The sequence below is a fragment of the Actinotignum vesiculae genome (genome assembly GCF_051267215.1).
GTDB lineage: Bacteria > Actinomycetota > Actinomycetes > Actinomycetales > Actinomycetaceae > Actinotignum > Actinotignum schaalii.
Genome location: NZ_JBOZGG010000020.1, coordinates 1 through 16,449, shown reverse-complemented (window position 1 = coordinate 16,449; position 16,449 = coordinate 1). Strand labels below are relative to the sequence as shown.

At 62.7% G+C, this 16,449-nt stretch carries 14 protein-coding genes and 1 pseudogene; 6 read left to right on the top strand and 9 right to left on the bottom strand.

Annotated elements, in window-relative coordinates:
* Positions 1-929: 929 nt before the first annotated feature.
* The 5 genes and pseudogenes from codA to ACRQHG_RS08850 all read right to left on the bottom strand — a co-directional run bounded on the left by codA (position 930) and on the right by ACRQHG_RS08850 (position 6,643).
* Positions 930-2,276 (bottom strand): cytosine deaminase, encoded by a 1,347-nt coding sequence (codA, locus tag ACRQHG_RS08870; RefSeq protein ID WP_435719989.1) that lies wholly within the window; start codon positions 2,274-2,276, stop codon positions 930-932.
* 51 nt (positions 2,277-2,327) lie between these two features.
* On the bottom strand, positions 2,328-3,767 hold the full coding sequence (gene codB, locus ACRQHG_RS08865) for a cytosine permease (RefSeq protein WP_435719988.1): 1,440 nt from the start codon (positions 3,765-3,767) through the stop codon (positions 2,328-2,330).
* Positions 3,768-3,971: 204 nt separating this feature from the next.
* Positions 3,972-4,622, bottom strand: a complete 651-nt coding sequence (locus tag ACRQHG_RS08860; RefSeq protein ID WP_284883560.1) for a Cna B-type domain-containing protein — start codon at positions 4,620-4,622, stop codon at positions 3,972-3,974.
* 60 nt (positions 4,623-4,682) lie between these two features.
* A pseudogene (locus tag ACRQHG_RS09380) lies at positions 4,683-4,904 on the bottom strand (Cna B-type domain-containing protein); the annotation flags it as partial.
* Positions 4,905-4,930: 26 nt separating this feature from the next.
* Entirely contained in the window at positions 4,931-6,643 is a 1,713-nt protein-coding gene (locus ACRQHG_RS08850) for a right-handed parallel beta-helix repeat-containing protein (RefSeq protein WP_284883561.1), read from the bottom strand.
* A 331-nt stretch (positions 6,644-6,974) separates the two neighbouring features.
* Between ACRQHG_RS08850 and ACRQHG_RS08845 the strand changes: the two genes are divergently transcribed.
* The 6 genes from ACRQHG_RS08845 (at position 6,975) to ACRQHG_RS08820 (ending at position 13,841) form a co-directional block, all read left to right on the top strand.
* Complete coding sequence (locus ACRQHG_RS08845; RefSeq protein ID WP_016441893.1) at positions 6,975-7,541, top strand: MptD family putative ECF transporter S component; 567 nt, start codon at positions 6,975-6,977, stop codon at positions 7,539-7,541.
* 13 nt (positions 7,542-7,554) lie between these two features.
* Positions 7,555-8,463 (top strand): energy-coupling factor transporter transmembrane component T family protein, encoded by a 909-nt coding sequence (locus ACRQHG_RS08840; RefSeq protein WP_435719987.1) that lies wholly within the window; start codon positions 7,555-7,557, stop codon positions 8,461-8,463.
* Positions 8,460-10,046 carry an ABC transporter ATP-binding protein gene (locus tag ACRQHG_RS08835; RefSeq protein WP_435719986.1) on the top strand — a complete coding sequence of 529 codons (1,587 nt, stop codon included), beginning with the start codon at positions 8,460-8,462 and terminating at the stop codon, positions 10,044-10,046. Before ACRQHG_RS08840 ends, ACRQHG_RS08835 begins: the two co-directional genes overlap by 4 nt.
* A gap of 171 nt (positions 10,047-10,217) precedes the next feature.
* Positions 10,218-11,756, top strand: a complete 1,539-nt coding sequence (locus ACRQHG_RS08830) for an anthranilate synthase component I family protein (protein ID WP_435719985.1) — start codon at positions 10,218-10,220, stop codon at positions 11,754-11,756.
* Complete coding sequence (locus ACRQHG_RS08825; protein ID WP_320753952.1) at positions 11,753-12,328, top strand: anthranilate synthase component II; 576 nt, start codon at positions 11,753-11,755, stop codon at positions 12,326-12,328. The genes ACRQHG_RS08830 and ACRQHG_RS08825 overlap by 4 nt, the downstream gene beginning before the upstream one ends.
* A gap of 52 nt (positions 12,329-12,380) precedes the next feature.
* Positions 12,381-13,841, top strand: coding sequence for a DUF4232 domain-containing protein (locus tag ACRQHG_RS08820; protein WP_435719984.1), 1,461 nt, complete (start codon positions 12,381-12,383; stop codon positions 13,839-13,841).
* A 22-nt stretch (positions 13,842-13,863) separates the two neighbouring features.
* Here ACRQHG_RS08820 and ACRQHG_RS08815 read toward each other — a convergent pair whose 3' ends face one another.
* From ACRQHG_RS08815 to ACRQHG_RS08800, 4 genes are all read right to left on the bottom strand, one after another.
* On the bottom strand, positions 13,864-14,769 hold the full coding sequence (locus ACRQHG_RS08815; protein WP_435719983.1) for a hypothetical protein: 906 nt from the start codon (positions 14,767-14,769) through the stop codon (positions 13,864-13,866).
* Positions 14,766-14,996 carry a hypothetical protein gene (locus ACRQHG_RS08810; RefSeq protein WP_035276963.1) on the bottom strand — a complete coding sequence of 77 codons (231 nt, stop codon included), beginning with the start codon at positions 14,994-14,996 and terminating at the stop codon, positions 14,766-14,768. The genes ACRQHG_RS08815 and ACRQHG_RS08810 overlap by 4 nt, the downstream gene beginning before the upstream one ends.
* A gap of 46 nt (positions 14,997-15,042) precedes the next feature.
* A complete protein-coding gene (locus tag ACRQHG_RS08805) occupies positions 15,043-15,435 on the bottom strand; it encodes a hypothetical protein (RefSeq protein WP_435719982.1) in 393 nt (130 codons plus the stop codon).
* A gap of 153 nt (positions 15,436-15,588) precedes the next feature.
* Positions 15,589-16,440 carry a MiiA motif-containing surface protein gene (locus ACRQHG_RS08800; protein ID WP_435720002.1) on the bottom strand — a complete coding sequence of 284 codons (852 nt, stop codon included), beginning with the start codon at positions 16,438-16,440 and terminating at the stop codon, positions 15,589-15,591.
* Positions 16,441-16,449 lie beyond the last annotated feature (9 nt).

Sequence of the window (16,449 nt, the reverse complement as noted above, 5' to 3'; positions counted from 1 at the left end):
ATTTACACATGTAAAATAGGCGGCGCAAGGGGAGGCGGGGCGGTATGTGTTTTCCGAGCTGTAGTGCAGATGTCGTACATGCGAAGTACATCTCGGAAAAACACACCCGACTCCCGCCCGCGCGGGGCAGGTAAAGTGACTCACTCTCAAGCGTCACGGATGCAAAACGTGCATTTCGGACCATCATCCTCGTCAAGTGCGCGTAAGAGACACGACATCACTCCAAAACGGTGCTCTTACGCGCACTATGTTTTCGGGGTTGGGCTGGACGGGCCCGGGCGGCCAGATGCCAGATCAGCTCCGGGTGGTGGCTGGCCACCAGGCCCGCGGTGCAGAGACAAAGTGGTACTGGAGAACAGTGGGCCTGACAGAGTGGTACTCCACGACAGAAAATCAGGCGTTGGCTGTAGCTCCAGTACCACTTTGTGAGCCGGCGTGATTGAGAGCGATCAGTGTCACCGCTGGCATCACAAAAAGCAACGCCCTGCCGCGGTAGCAAATAGAAAGCAACGTCCCAACCCGAATGGGCACAAAAAGCAACGTCCCAACCCGAATGGGCACAAAAAGCAACGTCCCGACAGGGAGTCTTTTCAGAATGCAACGCCTTGACGCGAGAGCTCACAGAAAGCAACGCCAGTGCACGATTTGGAAAAGTTAATGTAGCTGTGGTTGCTTTTTGTGAGTCGACGGTCGGCGGCTGTCGCTCGCAGGCCCGCCCACCGGCTTAAATTCACCGAACCCCCGGCCTGTCACTCGGCCGAGGGTCCGGGAGAAAAGCGCGCGGCGGCTCAAGCCCGGTTCAACGCCTGCTCAGCGCCGCGTGCCGGGTGGTCCGGTTCGCACCGCACCGCGCGCCGCCGCGGAAACTGCGCGAAGCCCGCACCGCGCCCGCGCGAAGCCCGCGCCGCGCACGGCGCACAACCAACCACCTACAAATACCAGGCGCGCTCCGGCTCACTCGATTCGAAGAGCAGCTCGCCGTGCCGGTAGGAAGCCAGCACCGGGGCGTGGAAAGCCAGAGCCTCCCGCCAGGACTGCGCCCCCAGCACGATGAAGTTCGCGGGATTACCCACCTTGATGCCGTAATCGGGCAGGTGGAGGGTGCGGGCCCCGTTGTGGGTGATGAAGCGATAGGAATTATCGATCTGCGAAGCGCCCATCATCTGGGTCACGTACAGCCCGATGAGGGTCACGTCGCGCAGCGAGCCCGTGCCCAGCGGATTCCACGGATCGACGATATCGTCCTGCCCGAAGGACACGTTGATCCCCGCTTCCGTCAGCTCCTTGACCCGGGTCACCCCGCGGCGCTTCGGATAGGTATCCGTGCGCCCTTGCAGGTGGGTATTGACCATCGGATTGGATACGAAATTGATTCCGCTCATCTTGAGCAGTCGCAGCAGCCGAATGAAATAGGCATTGTTATACGAATGCATCGCCGTGGTATGCGAGGCCGTGACCTTCTCCCCGATACCGGCCTCGTAGGCCCGAGTCGCCAGGGTTTCCAGGCCGCGCGAAGCGCCGTCGTCGATCTCATCACAATGCACGTCCATGAGGAGGTTGAATTCCTGCGCGAGTCCCACCGCGTAATTCAGCGAGCTCACCGAGTATTCGCGCGTGAATTCGTAATGCGGGATGGCACCGATGGCGTCCACGCCCAGCTCGGCGGCGGTGCGCAGCAGTTCGCGCCCGTGCGGGTAGGATTCGATGCCCTCCTGCGGGAAGGCCACCAGCTGCAAAGTGACGCGGTCGCGCAGTTCCTCGCGCAGTTCGAGCAGGGCGCGCAGCGCGGTGAGCTTCGGGTCGTTGATATCCACATGGGAGCGGATGTACTGGATGCCGAAACGTACCTGCTGGCGGATTGCCCGCATGGCGCGCTCCTTGACGTCCTCCACCGTGAGCTTCGCCTTGCGTTGCGACCAAATTTCGATGCCCTCGAAGAGAGTGCCCGATTCGTTGGGGTGCGGATCACCTTCGGTCATCGTGGTGTCCAGGTGCACGTGGGATTCCACGATGGGCGGCAGGGCCAGGCGCCCGCCAAAGTCACGGACGGTGGCGGCCGGCGCGTGGCTCGGCTGCGCCGTGGTACCAGAAACGGCGGCGCCAGAAACGGGGGCGGGTGAACCGGCGGCACGCGAACCGGCGCCGGCGGAAACCGCGCCGGAACCGGCAACCGGCCCGGCGGGCGTGATCGCGGTAATGATGCCGTCAGTCACGGTGATATCGGAGAGATGCTCAGCGTTTTCGATGCGCAGATTCCGGAAAATCTGGGTGCTCACGGGTGCTCCTTTCGGGTGCGTGCGATACGTTACGGTGCGGCGCGCGGGCGCTTACTTCATTTTTGCGACGACGCCGCGGCCAGCGAAGAACACGGCCAGCGTGGCCACGATAGCGTTGAGCGAGGCAATCCCCACCGGGATGGTCCAGCCCACCAGCGCTCCGGCCGCCACCGCGATCACCGCGGGCCAGGCCACCGCGCGGGTCGCCGAGGTATTCGAGGTGTCCGCGGCGGAGATCCGCCCGGTTTCCACGGCTTCCACGATGGCCTGGTAGGCGCGGCGGTTGGCGAAGTAGTCGGCTACCAGCACGGTGCCAATCGGGGGCAGGGTGGCGTTGAGGAAGCTCAGCCAGCCCACGAAGTTGTCGTAGAGCCACAGCGCGCACAGGGTGCCGAGGATGCCGGCGATGATGACCAGCGGCTTCTTGGGGCGCTTCGTCATATTCGCGAAGCCCAGGCCGGTGGTGTAGAGGGCGTTGTTATTCGTGGTCCAAATATTCGCGCCCAGCACGATGAGGGCGGGGATGGCCAGGCCCTGGGCGATCATGACGTAGAAAATATCGTCTTTGCCGGTGAAGGCCCCGCCCACCGCGCCGAAGGAGAACATGAGGGTATTGCCCAGCAGGAAGGCGATGACGGTGGTGATAACCGCGGATTTCGCGGAGCCGGCGAAGCGGGTGAAGTTCGGGGTGGCCGAGCCGCCCGAGATAAACGAGCCGACCACCAGGCCAACTCCCACCATAACCGGCATGCCGCTGGTGTTTGCGAAGATGCGGGTGAGCCCGCCGCCGTCCACCGTGGCGGTCACCATCGAGTAGGTGCCCAGGCCCGCGATAAGCGGCACGGAGATGAAGGACACGATCTCGATGGCCTTGATGCCGTAGTAGGCGGAGGCGGTCATGAGGCCGCCGGCGATGAGAACAATCGGCCAGGGGCTAATATTGAGGATTTCCGCGGTCGGGATGGCGAACATGGCCACGCCCACGCCGAACCAGCCCATCTGGGTGAAGGCGATGAGGAAGGAGGGGAGGAAGGAACCGAAGCGGCCGAAGGAGTGGCGGGCGAGTTCGTCCACGCCCATCCCGGTTTTCGCGCCCACGTAGGCCAGGGCCCCGGTGAAGGTGGCCAGGATGGCGCCGCCGATGGAGACCGCGGCGATGAAGCCGCCCAGGTCTAGGCCGATGCCGAGCTTCGCTCCGACCGACATGGACGCGGAGAAGAAAGTGAAGCCGAGCATAACAAAGCCGACGGCCCAAAAGGAACGTCGGCTTGAAGTGGGAACAACTCCGAATGAGAAATCCTCGTCCGGCCGGTTGTTAACTCCTGCGGAATCAGGAATACCGGAAAGGCCGGGATTATCGGGAATTCCAGAGCTGGTGGAAATTCCAGAACCGGTGGAAATACCGGATTCGGCGGGAATGGTGAGATTCCCATCGATGGGGTGATCAATCGGTTGAGTGGCGGTCGGGATTTTCGTTTCCGTCACGGACATGAGTGAGTGTGCCTCCGAATTTTCCTGAGCCTGCCTGATTTTGGCTCAAATTGCCAATAGCATATTCCTCTCCCGAGGCGGAGGGAAATTTTTTCGGCGTGAAACGGGTCTCAGTCGGATAGTGCCCATTAAGAGGTACGACGACGGCGGGGGTGGTACATCGCGGTGCGATGTACCACCCCCGTGAGCTGGCGCAGGGCGCGGTTAGCGGTCCGTGCGGAGGCGGCGCCAGGCCAGGATTCCGAGGCCCGCCACGAGCGCGGTGGCCGCGAGGGCTGCTCCGGAACGAGCGTCGCTACCGGTGCGCACAATCCGCGGCGGATTAGCCGGCGGGGTGCTTGGCGGCGTGCTGGCCGGTGGAGTTACCGGAGGTGTGCTCGGCGGCACCGTGGGCGGTGTCGTTGGAGGCACGCTCGGCGGAGTCGTCGGCGGAACACTCGGTGGCGTTGTAGGAGGCACCGGAGGCTCCGTGGTAGGAGGCACGCTCGGAGTGGGCGGCGTGGTTGGCGGAGTAGTCGGAGGTGTTGGCGGCTCCGTGGTGGGCGGCGGCGGTGTATGAGTATTCGTGATGACGTACCCGCTGCCCGCATCCCCGCTGATCACGCTTGTATACCCGGGAACTTGCACTTCGCGTACTGAGTACACCGCCTTGCGGCCCTCGCGGTACACCGGGAGATCCGTGAACTTCCCGGTCCATCCGCCCGCGGCGCTCAGCACCAGGCTCTGACCCACCGGCTGGCCCCCGTCCAGGAGTTCCACCGTGACCTTATCGGGGCGCAGCCCGGCAGGCGCGGCGTCGTCGTTCCATTTCTTCGCCACCGAAACTTCGGTGGACATGGTGTTGGTGAGTGCCACCGTGTAGAGCTTCGCGCCGTCGTCCGCCGTGGTGGCGGTGGTGCGCAGCGTGTACGGGGAGTTTTCCGCGCCGTGCTCGCGGAATTCGATGGGGAGTTGCTTGCCGGTGGCCGCGTCGATGAGCGTGGCCGGGTTGGGGAAGTTGGGGATCTCGGCCGTCCACTGCTGCGCGGCCGTGAGGGTGATTTCCTGGAGTTTATGCCCGCCTACCAGTACGTCCAGCGTGATGGACTCGGGGCGGGTGGCGGCGTCGTCGCCCTCCCAGGCCTTCGTGACGCGCAGGGTCCAGATGTCATCCTCGCCGAAAATCAGCTCGCCGTTATTGGCATGCCGCCGCCACTAATGCCAATGCCGGTGGCGCGATTGTTTTCGATAACAACGCTCGCCAACTGCCCAGCCAGGGCTTTTGCCTCCGCGCTCGGCACCGACTTGAAAGCCTTATTGTCATTAATGGGCTGACCGAAGGGAACCGGGGTATTCTCCCCGCCTTCCTGGTAACGCGGCAGCTGTTTCTCCGCGGGCCAATTAGTGTGAATGCCGTAGGCGGAGCCATCCTGGAACCAGGCGCGCGGGGAGCCGCCCAGCATCCGCTCAGTCACCACAACCGGCTGGCCCGCAACGGGCGTCGGGTTATCGAATTCGTGCTTGGCAACGCTGAAGAAATCATCGCCGGCGCCCTTGTATTGCTGCTGGGTACCAGCATTCGGCGCAGAATTATCGAAAATAGCCACGCCTCGGGTGATATTCATGGTGGTCCTGCCGGTGGGGCAGTTCCACACCCCGCCGCCCTGAGGGCTCGGCGGGCGGTTGCCAGCTCCGACCAGCCGCATCTCCGCGATCTCATTATTGCGGATAACCGCGTTGTGGATGGTGAGAGTGGAGCCTTTCTCATTGTAAATACCGGCACCGCCCCAGAATCCGCGGGACGTATTTCCGCTGATAAGCCCGGCGGTAAGAGTAACCTTGCTATTCGACCGGAAGGCGAGCGCACCACCGGATTCGCCGGAGATGTTATTCGTGAACGAGGTCCCGGCCAAAGTGACAGTAGCCTGAGCCGTATGCAGACCTCCGCCAGCGATGGTGGACTCATTTCCGGTGATGATTCCACCGGTGAACTTCGCTTCGCCACCGGTGATATGAATACCGCCTCCCTGGCCCTTGAATGCGCCATTGGAATTCCCGCGGACTTCGCCGCCGCTCATGGTGAAGGGGGAGTGCATAAGCGCCATAGCCCCGCCAATTTCTGTGACGTTGCCGCTCAGCGTGCCGCCACTGAGCTCCACGGTGGCACCTTCGGTGAAGACCGCTCCACCGAGACCGTTGAACTCCGGGTGGCTCACCGTGTTTTTGCTGAGCGTGCCCCCGCTGATCACGAGTTTTGCGGGTTGCTCCGCGCTGCCCCATACTCCGATAGCTCCGCCGAGTTGCAGGCCGGCATTCTCGGTGAGGGTGCCGCCACCCACGGTGATGGTTCCGCCGTAGGCGGTAATCGGTGCATATTTTTGGGCGACGACGCCGCTCGGCCCGAGCGTGCCACCCTGCGGCGCACTGGAATTACGCGAGAAATCAGCGGTGCCGCTAATAATCAGGTCCCCGCCCTTGACGAAAATAACCGGGCCGGTCAGGGCCGTATCGTGAATCGAGCCGGCATTTACCGTGAGCGTGCCCTCCACCACGAATTGGGTGCGGGTGAATGACGGACCGGCCAAGGTGAGAGAACCACCCTTGTCCACCTGGATCGCGGGCAGATCCGCGCCGGTAACCTCGCCGCTGCCGGTGAGGGTGAGCTGGGTTCCGGCCGGAACCCGCAGCACCGGCGCATCCGCGCTAAGACTCAACTTATGGGAAAGAGTCACGCTTATATCACCCGATTGGGAAGCGGTGGTGATGAGCTCGTTCCACGTGGACGGAGTGGCCTCGCCCGGCGGATTTGGCTCCCCGAGTGCGGTTGGCAAGGGCGCGATGGCCGCGAGCAGGCCAAAAATAAGAGCGATGAGGGCGCCGGAGATTTTTCTGGTCACAGGTTCCTCCTTCGGTACGATTGTGGCGCAACGCCACCGTTGGCGCGAGCGATTGAAAATCGATACAGATTTAGGCTACTCGTTTCGCGACGCTTGCGCAGGCCCTGTGGCGCGCTTCGCGGCTTGGCACATTTCCGCCTCGCGTGGCACCCGGCGCAGGCTTCCGCAATGGCCGTGAATCCACCCCGCCACCCCCGCATTTCACCCGTATTTCACACGTCCTATTGACGCACGCTCAGATCGCGCTACAGTTAATCCCCGAAAGTTCAAGTTAGGGTGCCCTAATCCGCCCCTGATTCGTTCTCACTACTTCGTTCAGGAGTGACTCACCGTGAAAACTAAAGACTTTATTAACATTGGCGTTTTTACTGCCATCTACTTCGTTGTGCTTTTCGGCTTCGGCATGCTGGGCGTCATCAACCCGGCGATGATGTTCGTGGGCTACGCGCTGGGGATTATCGCCAACGGCGTCGTCGTTTTCCTCTTCAAAGCACGCGCCCCGAAATTCGGCACCCTCGGACTTATGGCGCTGCTCGTGGGCGCACTTATGGTGCTCACCGGCCATCCGTGGGTGACCGTGCTGCTCACCTTCGGCCTGGGGCTGCTGGGCGATTACCTCTTCACCCGCGGCAAGCGCTACCTCAAGATCCTCGGCTATGCGTTGATGTCGCTGTGGTACGTCGCCCCGTGGTTCCCGGTCCTCACCGACGCCGAAGGCTACTACCAGTACATCGCCGGCTCCATGGGCACCGAGTACGCCGACGGCCTGCGCTGGTTCCTCTCCCCGACCATGATCGCCATCTGGGGCGTGGCCGTGTTCGTGCTCGGGATCATCGGCGGTTTCTTCGGCGATTCGGTGCTGCGCCGCCATTTCCGCACGTCCGGTATCGCACGCTAGCTGCGAGGTTCCGGTGGATTCCACAATTTTTAACGACGACGCCGCGGGCCCGCGTGCTCGCGGCCCGCTCGCTTCCCCTACCAGCGTGCCCGCCATGCCCGGCGCTGGCGCGCCCGCCCTGCCCGGCGCTGGCGTGCCCGCTAATCCTGGCTCCGAGGTGCCCGCGGTGCTTGATGCCGGCGCGATTCTGAGCTTGGATGAGCGCCGACGCTGGCGCCCGGACCCGCGCACCGTCCTCCTCCTGGTGCTGGTGGGTAATGCGCTGGTCATGACGCGCGGCAGTTTCCTGCTCGCGGTGATCGTGGTGCTGGTGGCGGCGCTCGCGCTCGTGAGTAACGGGCGGGTGAAACTGGCCCTCGGCATCATCGTGGTGGAATCCTTCTGGATGTTCCTTATTTTCCTCCCGAGCCTCACCGGGGCCTCCGCCTTGGGTGCCTTTTTCGTGGCCTTCGGGTTTTGGATGTTCAAATTATGCGCGGCGGCCGCCCTGGCCGGGTATGCCCTCACGGTGCTGGTGCCCGGCGAGCTGGTGGCAGCGCTGCGCGCCCTGCGTATCCCGGTGGCGGTGACCGCGCCGATCACCGTGCTGCTGCGTTTCCTGCCGATCGTGGTTTCCGAATACCGGGCGGTGCGCGAGGCCATGGCCCTGCGCGGCCTGGCCATGGGCTGGAGCGCCGTGTTGCATCCCTTGCGCTACCTGGAATTTATCCTGGTGCCGCTGCTGTCCTCCTGCGCCCGCATTGCCGATGATATGACGGCCGCGGGAACCCTGCGCGGCCTCGGCTCGCGCACCCGCCCCACCTCGCTGCATCGCCTGCGTTTCTCCTGGGTGGATGCGCTGTGGCTCGCGGTCATCGCGGCCCTCATTGTGGCGCGCTACTACCTCGCCAATATCAGCTTCACCCCGGGAGGAGTGCGATGAGCGCGCCCGATCAGCAAGCCACCGAAGCTCAGGGCACCGCGGCTCCCGAAGCTGCGGGCGCTGCGACTTCCGCTTCCGCAACCGCGGATTCCGCCACCTACCTGCGCGGCGTCACTTTCACCTACCAGAGCGATCCCGAGCTGCCCACCGCCGAATGCGGCGTGCGCGATATCGACCTCGACTTCCCGGAAGGTTCGTGCACTCTCATCACCGGGCCATCCGGCTCCGGGAAATCCACGATCCTCAAACTCCTCAACGGCCTCATCCCCGAGCTCTACCCCGGCGAGCTGCACGGCGAGGTCCGCCTGGCAGGGCACAGCACCACCGCCACCCCGATTCAGGAACTCGGGCGCGCTGCCGGCACCGTTTTCCAAAACCCGCGCGCGCAATTCTTCACCGCGAAAGTTCTCGAGGAACTCGCCTTCGCCGGTGAAAACGCCGGGGACGCACCCGAGGCCATCGCCGAACGCATTGCCCACGCCGCCACCACCTGGAATATCGAGCGTTTCCTCCCACGCCGCCTCGCCCAGCTTTCCGGGGGCGAATTGCAATTGGTGGCGAGCGCCGCCGCGCTGGTCGGCCCGCACCGCATCCTCCTTTTCGACGAACCAACCTCCAACCTCAGTCCCGAGATGGTCGGGCATTTCGCGCAGGTCGTGCGCGCCCTCAAAGCCCGCGGCTGGACCACGATCATCGCCGAGCACCGCCTCTATCCGCTGCGTGGCGTAGCGGACCGCGTCGTCGTGATGCACGGCGGGCGCATCACTGGGTGCTACGCCGCCGCGGATTTCTTCGCGATGGACGAAACCGAACGCATCGGCCTGGGCCTGCGGACCTTGCGGGTACCCGAACGTGCGGCGCGCGTGCCCGCCACCATGCATAAGGGCGACGACGCCGGCGCACCGGCCAACGCGCCCACTACCCCGGGCGTGGTGGCCGAGTCGGTGCGCTTTGCCTACGGGCCCCACGAGGTGCTCAATCTGGAGCGGGTGGAGCTCCCGGCCGGGCAGGTCACCGCGCTGACGGGCCCCAACGGGGCGGGGAAAACTACCCTGGCTCGGGTGCTCATCGGCCTGGCCCATCCGGAATCTGGTGCGCGGATTGCTTTCGGCGGGAAAGTGTGCCGGGGGCGCGAGCGGCTGCGCCATTCCAGCTTGGTTATGCAGGATGTCACCCGCCAGCTTTTCGCGGAAACCGTGCGCGGGGAAGTGGCGCTCGGGAATTCCGGGGTGAGCGCGGAACAGATCGAGCAGGTCTTGGCGGACCTCGGGCTAGGCGAGGTGGCGGACCGGCATCCGGCTACTCTATCGGGCGGGCAGAAGCAGCGCCTCGTCGTCGCCAATGCAACGGTGGCACACGCCGACTTTTATGTCTTTGACGAACCGACCTCCGGGGTGGATTATCGGCACCTCCGCTCCATCTCCACTCACATCCGCGCGCTTGCAGCGCGCGGAGCCACGGTCCTGGTGATCAGCCACGATCCGGAATTCATTAACGAGGTGGCCGATAATGAGCTGCATCTGGAGCCGCGGGATCCGGAAAGTGGAACGCAGCGCGCCGAACTATTCGGCCTGCTAAAGTGACGGGTATGGATACGGGTTGTGCAAAGCTTGCGGCGCTGGGCGCCGGCTGGCGTCGATGGCGCGCCTAATTTTTCTTCCCCGCACGCGCGTGCTTTCTAAGCGGGCCGTGCCCTCAGGGATCAACGTCACCCCATAATTAAGACCCCCGCACTGTTATCACAAAGGATAATTATGCAGTTTTACCCTGCCCTCGCTGAGCTGGGCGCCCTCAGAACCGAGAATCGCGTTGCGCCCGAGCATCACTCCGCGCCTGAGTACCGTGCCGCGCCCGAGCAGCACTCCGCGCCCGAGTATCGTGCCGCGCCCGTCGCCACCGAAATTCTTTCCGATTCCCTCACGCCCGTCACCGCTCTGAAAATCCTCAAAAACGTTTCCGATCACGTCTATATGCTCGAATCGGCCGGCCAGGATCAGACCTGGGGGCGTTACACGTTCCTTGGTTACGATCCGAAACTCGAAATTACGGCCGTGGACGGGCAGGTACGGATTAATGACCAGTCGGCTGACTATGAGTCCCCTTCGGATGCGATCCGCGAGGTTCTTGCCCGTTACCGCAGCCCGAAAATCCCGGGGATGCCGCCCTTTGCCGGCGGGCTGGTGGGATATTTTTCCTATGACTACGTGAAATATGCTGAACCCACCCTGCGCCTCGATGCCCCGAACGAGGAGGGATTTAATGATGTTGATCTTATGCTTTTCGACACCGTTATTGCCTTCGATAACTTCCGCCAAAAAATCATATTAATCAAGGTGGTGGGGCTCGATAACCTCGAGGAAGAATACCCGCGTGCCACGGAAGAATTACGCGAACTGGCCCAGTTGCTGCTGCACGGGGAGCCGGTGGCGGATACTACCGGGCGCCTGACCGGGCCAATTACCCCGGTTCTCAATAAGGCCGAATTCGTGGCGATGGTGGAGCGCGCCAAGCACTATATTCACGAGGGTGATATTTTCCAGATCGTGCTCTCTAATTGTTTGCGCGCGGAATTCACCGGTTCCCTTATTGATACTTATCGGGTGTTACGTACTATTAATCCTTCCCCGTATATGTTCTATTTCAGCGGGCATAATATTGAGGTGGCGGGGGCATCCCCGGAAACCTTGGTGAAATTGGAGGATGGCACCCTCTTCACTTTCCCGCTGGCCGGTACTCGCCCTCGCGGTGCCACGCCCGCGGAGGATGCTCGCCTGGAAGAAGAACTGCTGGCGGACCCGAAGGAGTTGGCCGAACATAATATGCTCGTGGATTTGGGGCGTAATGATATTGGGCGCCTGGCGCAATTCGGCACCGTGAACGTGGATCGTTTCCATGACGTGGTGCGTTTCTCCCACGTCATGCATATTGGTTCCACGGTGAGCGGGAAAATTCGCCCCGAGTGCGATGCCCTGGACGCTGTAGCCTCGATTCTGCCCGCGGGTACCCTGAGCGGGGCACCGAAGATTCGCGCCTGCCAGCTCATTAATGATCTTGAAGGCAATAAACGTGGTATTTATGGCGGCGCCATCGGCTACCTCGATTTTTCCGGGAACCTCGATACCTGCATCGGTATCCGCATCGCCTACAAGATCGGGAACACGGTCTACGCGCGCAGCGGCGCGGGTATCGTCCAAGATTCCGTTGCCGCCACCGAATACCAAGAAACCCTAAATAAGGCCGCGGCCGTCCTGGAAGCTTTGCACGACGCCGCCCAGCTGGAGGAATGCTCATGATCCTCATCATTGATAACTACGATTCTTTCACCTACAACCTGGTGCAGCTGGTCGGAACTTTCCGCCCGGATGTCAAGGTGGTGCGTAATGATGCCCTGAGCGTGGCGGAGATTGATGCGCTGGCCCCGGATGGAATTATTATTTCCCCCGGCCCGGGCTTCCCCCGCGACGCCGGCGTATCCATGCCGCTGGTGGAGCAGCTGGCCGGAAAATACCCCATCCTCGGTGTGTGTCTGGGCCACCAGGCAATTTGCGAGGCCTTCGGCGCTACCGTGACCTACGCGGCGGAGGTGGTGCACGGCATCGCCCGCCCGGCCCGCATGGATACCTCCAGCACCCTCTTCGCGGGGTGCGAGGATGAAGAAATGGTGGCCCGCTACCATTCCCTCGCGGTGCGCGACGATACCCTCGGCGATGATCTGGCTGTGACTTCGCGTTGCGTGGGGGATGGGGAGGTCATGGCGGTGGAGCACCGCAGCTTCCCCGTCTTCGGGGTGCAATTCCATCCCGAATCGATCCTCACCCCCTGCGGGCGCACGATCATGAAGAATATCCTCGCGCGCTGCCGGTAGCTGCGTCGTCGTACCCCTATGGTGGTACGACGGCGCGCACTAGAATCGCGGCATGACTGACGACGCGTCTGCACCCGCGCAGCTCCCCACTCCTGAGCGGCCGCTATGGCGAGCCCGCGGGCTCGGCGCGGCTGGCGTGCTGGTGCTTTCTTGGGTGGTCATTGTGTGGACTGTGCATCAGTCCCTGGTGCTGAACTCGTACGGAGATGGCGCCTGGTGCAGCTGGAATGCGACACGGCAGTGCCGGGCGGCTCCTTTTCCTTGGGATTATTTGCTTATTATCCTGGCCGGGATCGCGGTGGGGATAGGTGCTTGGATTGCTCTGGGGCGTTCGCTACCGCGCACCTCGAGCAAGTATGGCGGCGCCAGCTGCCCGCGCAAGCAGGTACGTTACCTGGCGATAGCGGTGGAAGTGCTCGGCGCGCTCGCGGTGGTCGCGATAGCGATCCTCGGAAGCGTGGTCGCGCTCTTCGGTGGTGTGCCTGAGGTAGCCGTGGCCGGGGTAGGTCTGCTCGGGTTCGGAACGGGAATGCTCTTTTCCCTTACCCTCGCGGTGGGAACGGGTGCTTGCCGTGCGGCGTGGATGAATGGCGGGGCGGTGGCTGTGGCCGGGGCTGGCGCGGGCGTGTTGATGGCTCCTAGCCTGATCACCGCGGGGCTCCTGGGCTTGATCATGGTGGTTATCGTTTCTTATGGGGTGATGTTGGGTGGTCTTGCTGTTGCGCGTGAAAACTGCCGAACAGAAGTTGGCGAGGCCGCTGAACATGCTGGCGGGCCTGCTGGCAGATCACCGGGTTTTCTCCTGAAACTTAGCCTGGGCGTCACCGCCGCGGCGGTGGTGCTTTCCGCCTTAGGCTGGTGGCTGCTTCCTTCGCCGGCGGATCGCACCTATGTGAAGGGCGAGTCGGTAACGTTCCCGCGAGAAGTGGAAGATTCCCGGGATTCTTCTGGGGCGTCCGTACCGCAAACTACGCCTACGGGGGAGGTTTCGCCCACGCCGGAGCCTTCGCCTATTTCTGGAGGGCTGTCCAGGCCTACACAAGATCCGCGCCCGGGCGCAATTTCGGAACCGTGTACGTCCGCGCAGGTGGAGGTGAGCCGGAGCTCGGTGGATGGTGCTCTTGGTGCGCGGCAGGTGCGAATCACGCTCACCAATCGTGGCGCGACCGCGTGCTCGGTGCGGGGCATGACCGGGGTGTGGCTCTCCGATGCGGGAGGTCAGAGCAATAGCTTTCCCGGCACCGAGCTCACGACGACCGAGCTCAGAACCACGGAAATCACCGGAGCGGACTCCAGCGCCTATGAGCGTGGAGTTGAGCTTCCTCCGGGGGACAGTGCCACGATGGAGATTGAGTGGCGGGTAAGTAATTCCGGGGATGCTGGCGAGCAGCAGCTCTTAGGGCTCCAACTGAGTCCCGGTGGTGAAGTGATACCGGTACCCGCGCGGAAAGGCGAGGAGACGTGGTTCGACGGCGATATTACGAAGCCCATCCGGGTAGGGGCCTGGCACTAACGCAATCATTCTCATTGGAGCGCTACTCGGACTGAGCCACCCAATCAGCGAGGTAATTGGCCGGAAAAGCGATAATTACCGAGCCTAGAAGAATGCGGAAGAAAATCCGTGATAATAGGCCGGATTTGCCAATGCTCTGCGTGAGCGTGACGAAGCAACCTTCGCCGGTAGCGCTCGATACGGCTTCCGGATCGTCGTCTGCGAGCAGAGTGAAACGGTGGAGTTGCGGCATGAAACGACTATCATCTTGTGCCGGTTTACGCGCTCCGGACAGTCGGGGCAGTTCAGAAAGCTCCCAGACCGTGGGCTGGCCTTCTGATCCCATGTAGCGCAGCCTCCAGCGGGGACGGGCGGCATTGTTGAAATTCTCGACGGCGAATTCCGCAGAAGCTGCGCATTCACGGATTTTACGGGCGTTGGTGGGTAGGTAGATCCGCAGCTGTGCAGTGCGCTTGATGCGGCGTGGCTGGGTGAGGGGTTCGGCTGTTTCAAGCGTGGCGATGAGCTGATGAAGGTCAATTCCAGCACGTTCCACGATCGCGCGGCAGGAAGCCTCATCGTGGAGCAAACGGACGGCCACGCCGCAGTGGTAATCATTGCCTGGGAATTTCCCACTGAGGAATTTCTGCAGGTCTGCGGGTGTGGAAATCTCGGTGGTGTCGTCATGAACCTCAGCGTAGGTGCGTTCACGCAAGGGCACGGGCGGTAACCCAAATTCTTCGAGGCGTTCGGCGTGGAGCTGGTTAGCGTGCTCGCGCGCAACCCGCAGCGTGAGGCCGGCGCGGGCGCAGATGCGGCTGGCGCTGCCCCCGCAGGAGAGTATCGCAAGGAAAACGTCGACGAGGCTGATTTCTTCACGCCAGGCGCGGCGGGCTTCGAAGTCGGAATTCTGGATGAGCCGGAGAGCGGCTCGGGAAGGCAGCTTCATGACGGGTTCCTTAGGTCGCGCGGCAGCCCCGCCGCGTATTTGCGATGGGCTGATTGCTTGGTTACCTCCAGGCAACGGCCAATATCGCTCCAGGACATGCCCGCGCGCACCGCTTCCTCGACGTAGTACTTCGTGACGCGATCAGCCTCCACGCGCATAGCGTGGGCGGCGCGCAGCTTCTCTGCGATCACCGCCGGATCTAGCCTCGCTTGTTGCTTTTTCGTCATCACGCCGTCAGTATATGCTGACGCACTTCTATGAGGCAAGGTGGCATTACACCTGTGGTGCGGAGTCGCCGGGCCGAGCGGATTGGCAGACGCGGAGCGCGGCGGCGCATATTCCCAGGGATCCGCCTATCCACGCTGCGGCACCGACGAGGTTGAATGATTCGGGGCCGCTCGCCAGCCATAGCGAAACGAGGCTGACGCAGAGCACCGCCGCGCATAATGCGTAGGCGATGCTCGCCCGAGTCCAGCCGGCAAGGCGGTGCGTGCAGCCAGTGCCAGCGGCGGCCACCAACACCGTGGTAGCCACAAAAACCGCGGGCACGGCGGTCCCGGGCGTGAAGTGCCAGGTGTCCGTCAGGTTGAGAGCCAAGGCACCGAGGCACATTGCGAGCAAAATGAAAGAACTGGCGAGCGATCCGTAGCGAACCACAGTGTGCATGGTAGCGAAACCTCCTCGTTGAGATTTTTGTTGATGCGGGTGCGGATGCGCCCGTGAATGCAAGGCTCCCCGGGATGGTCGATATTTCGTCCAATCCCGGGGAGCATTAGTTTTGTTTCGGCGTGATCGTGTGATCAAGTTCCCGAAACTGTTTTAACGGCGACGACGCCCAGCGGCCAGGGCCCCACCGGCAGCCACAGCGGCGGCCGCGGCGAAGAGCCCAAGCGTCACATCAGCACCGGTGTGCTGTAGCTTCTTGACCTTCTTGACCTTGGCGGGCTTGGAAGCGTCCGGCTTGTCACCCTTATTTCCCTTGTCGGCATTGCCGTTATCGGCCGGGGTGAGCAGCTTGACGGTCTTCTCCGCCGGGATCTGGGTTTCGGAGCCGTCGGGGAAGGTGACGGTCACGGTGCCGTCCTTACCCACAGTCACCTGAGTGTTCTCGGGGAGATCCGGGTTGACCTTCTTGACCTTATCCTTCACCTGGTCCTGTTCCTCGGGGGTGAGGTTGGTCAGGTCCACAACTCCAGTGAGCTCGGGATCCTTGAGAGTGATCTTCTCGTTGTCCTTGAGCTTGCGAACCGTCTTGTCCGCGGGGATCTGGGTCTCAGAGCCGTCGGGGAAGGTGACGGTCACGGTGCCGTCCTTGCCCACAGTCACCTGGGTGTTTTCGGGCAGGTCGGGGTTGGCCTTCTTGACCTTGTCCTTGACCTGCTCCTGCTCTTCGGGAGTCAGGTTGTTCGGATCGACAACGCCGGTGATTTCGGGGTCGTTGATCTTGGTCTTCTCGTTGTCCTTGAGCTTGCGGACGGTCTTCTCAGCGGGGATCTGGGTCTCAGAGCCGTCGGGGAAGGTGACGGTCACGGTCCCGTCCTTACCCACAGTCACCTGAGTGTTCTCGGGGAGATCCGGGTTGGCCTTCTTGACCTTGTCCTTCACCTGCTCCTGCTCTTCGGGAGTCAGGTTGTTCGGATCGACAACGCCGGTGATTTCGGGGTCGTTGATCTTGGTCTT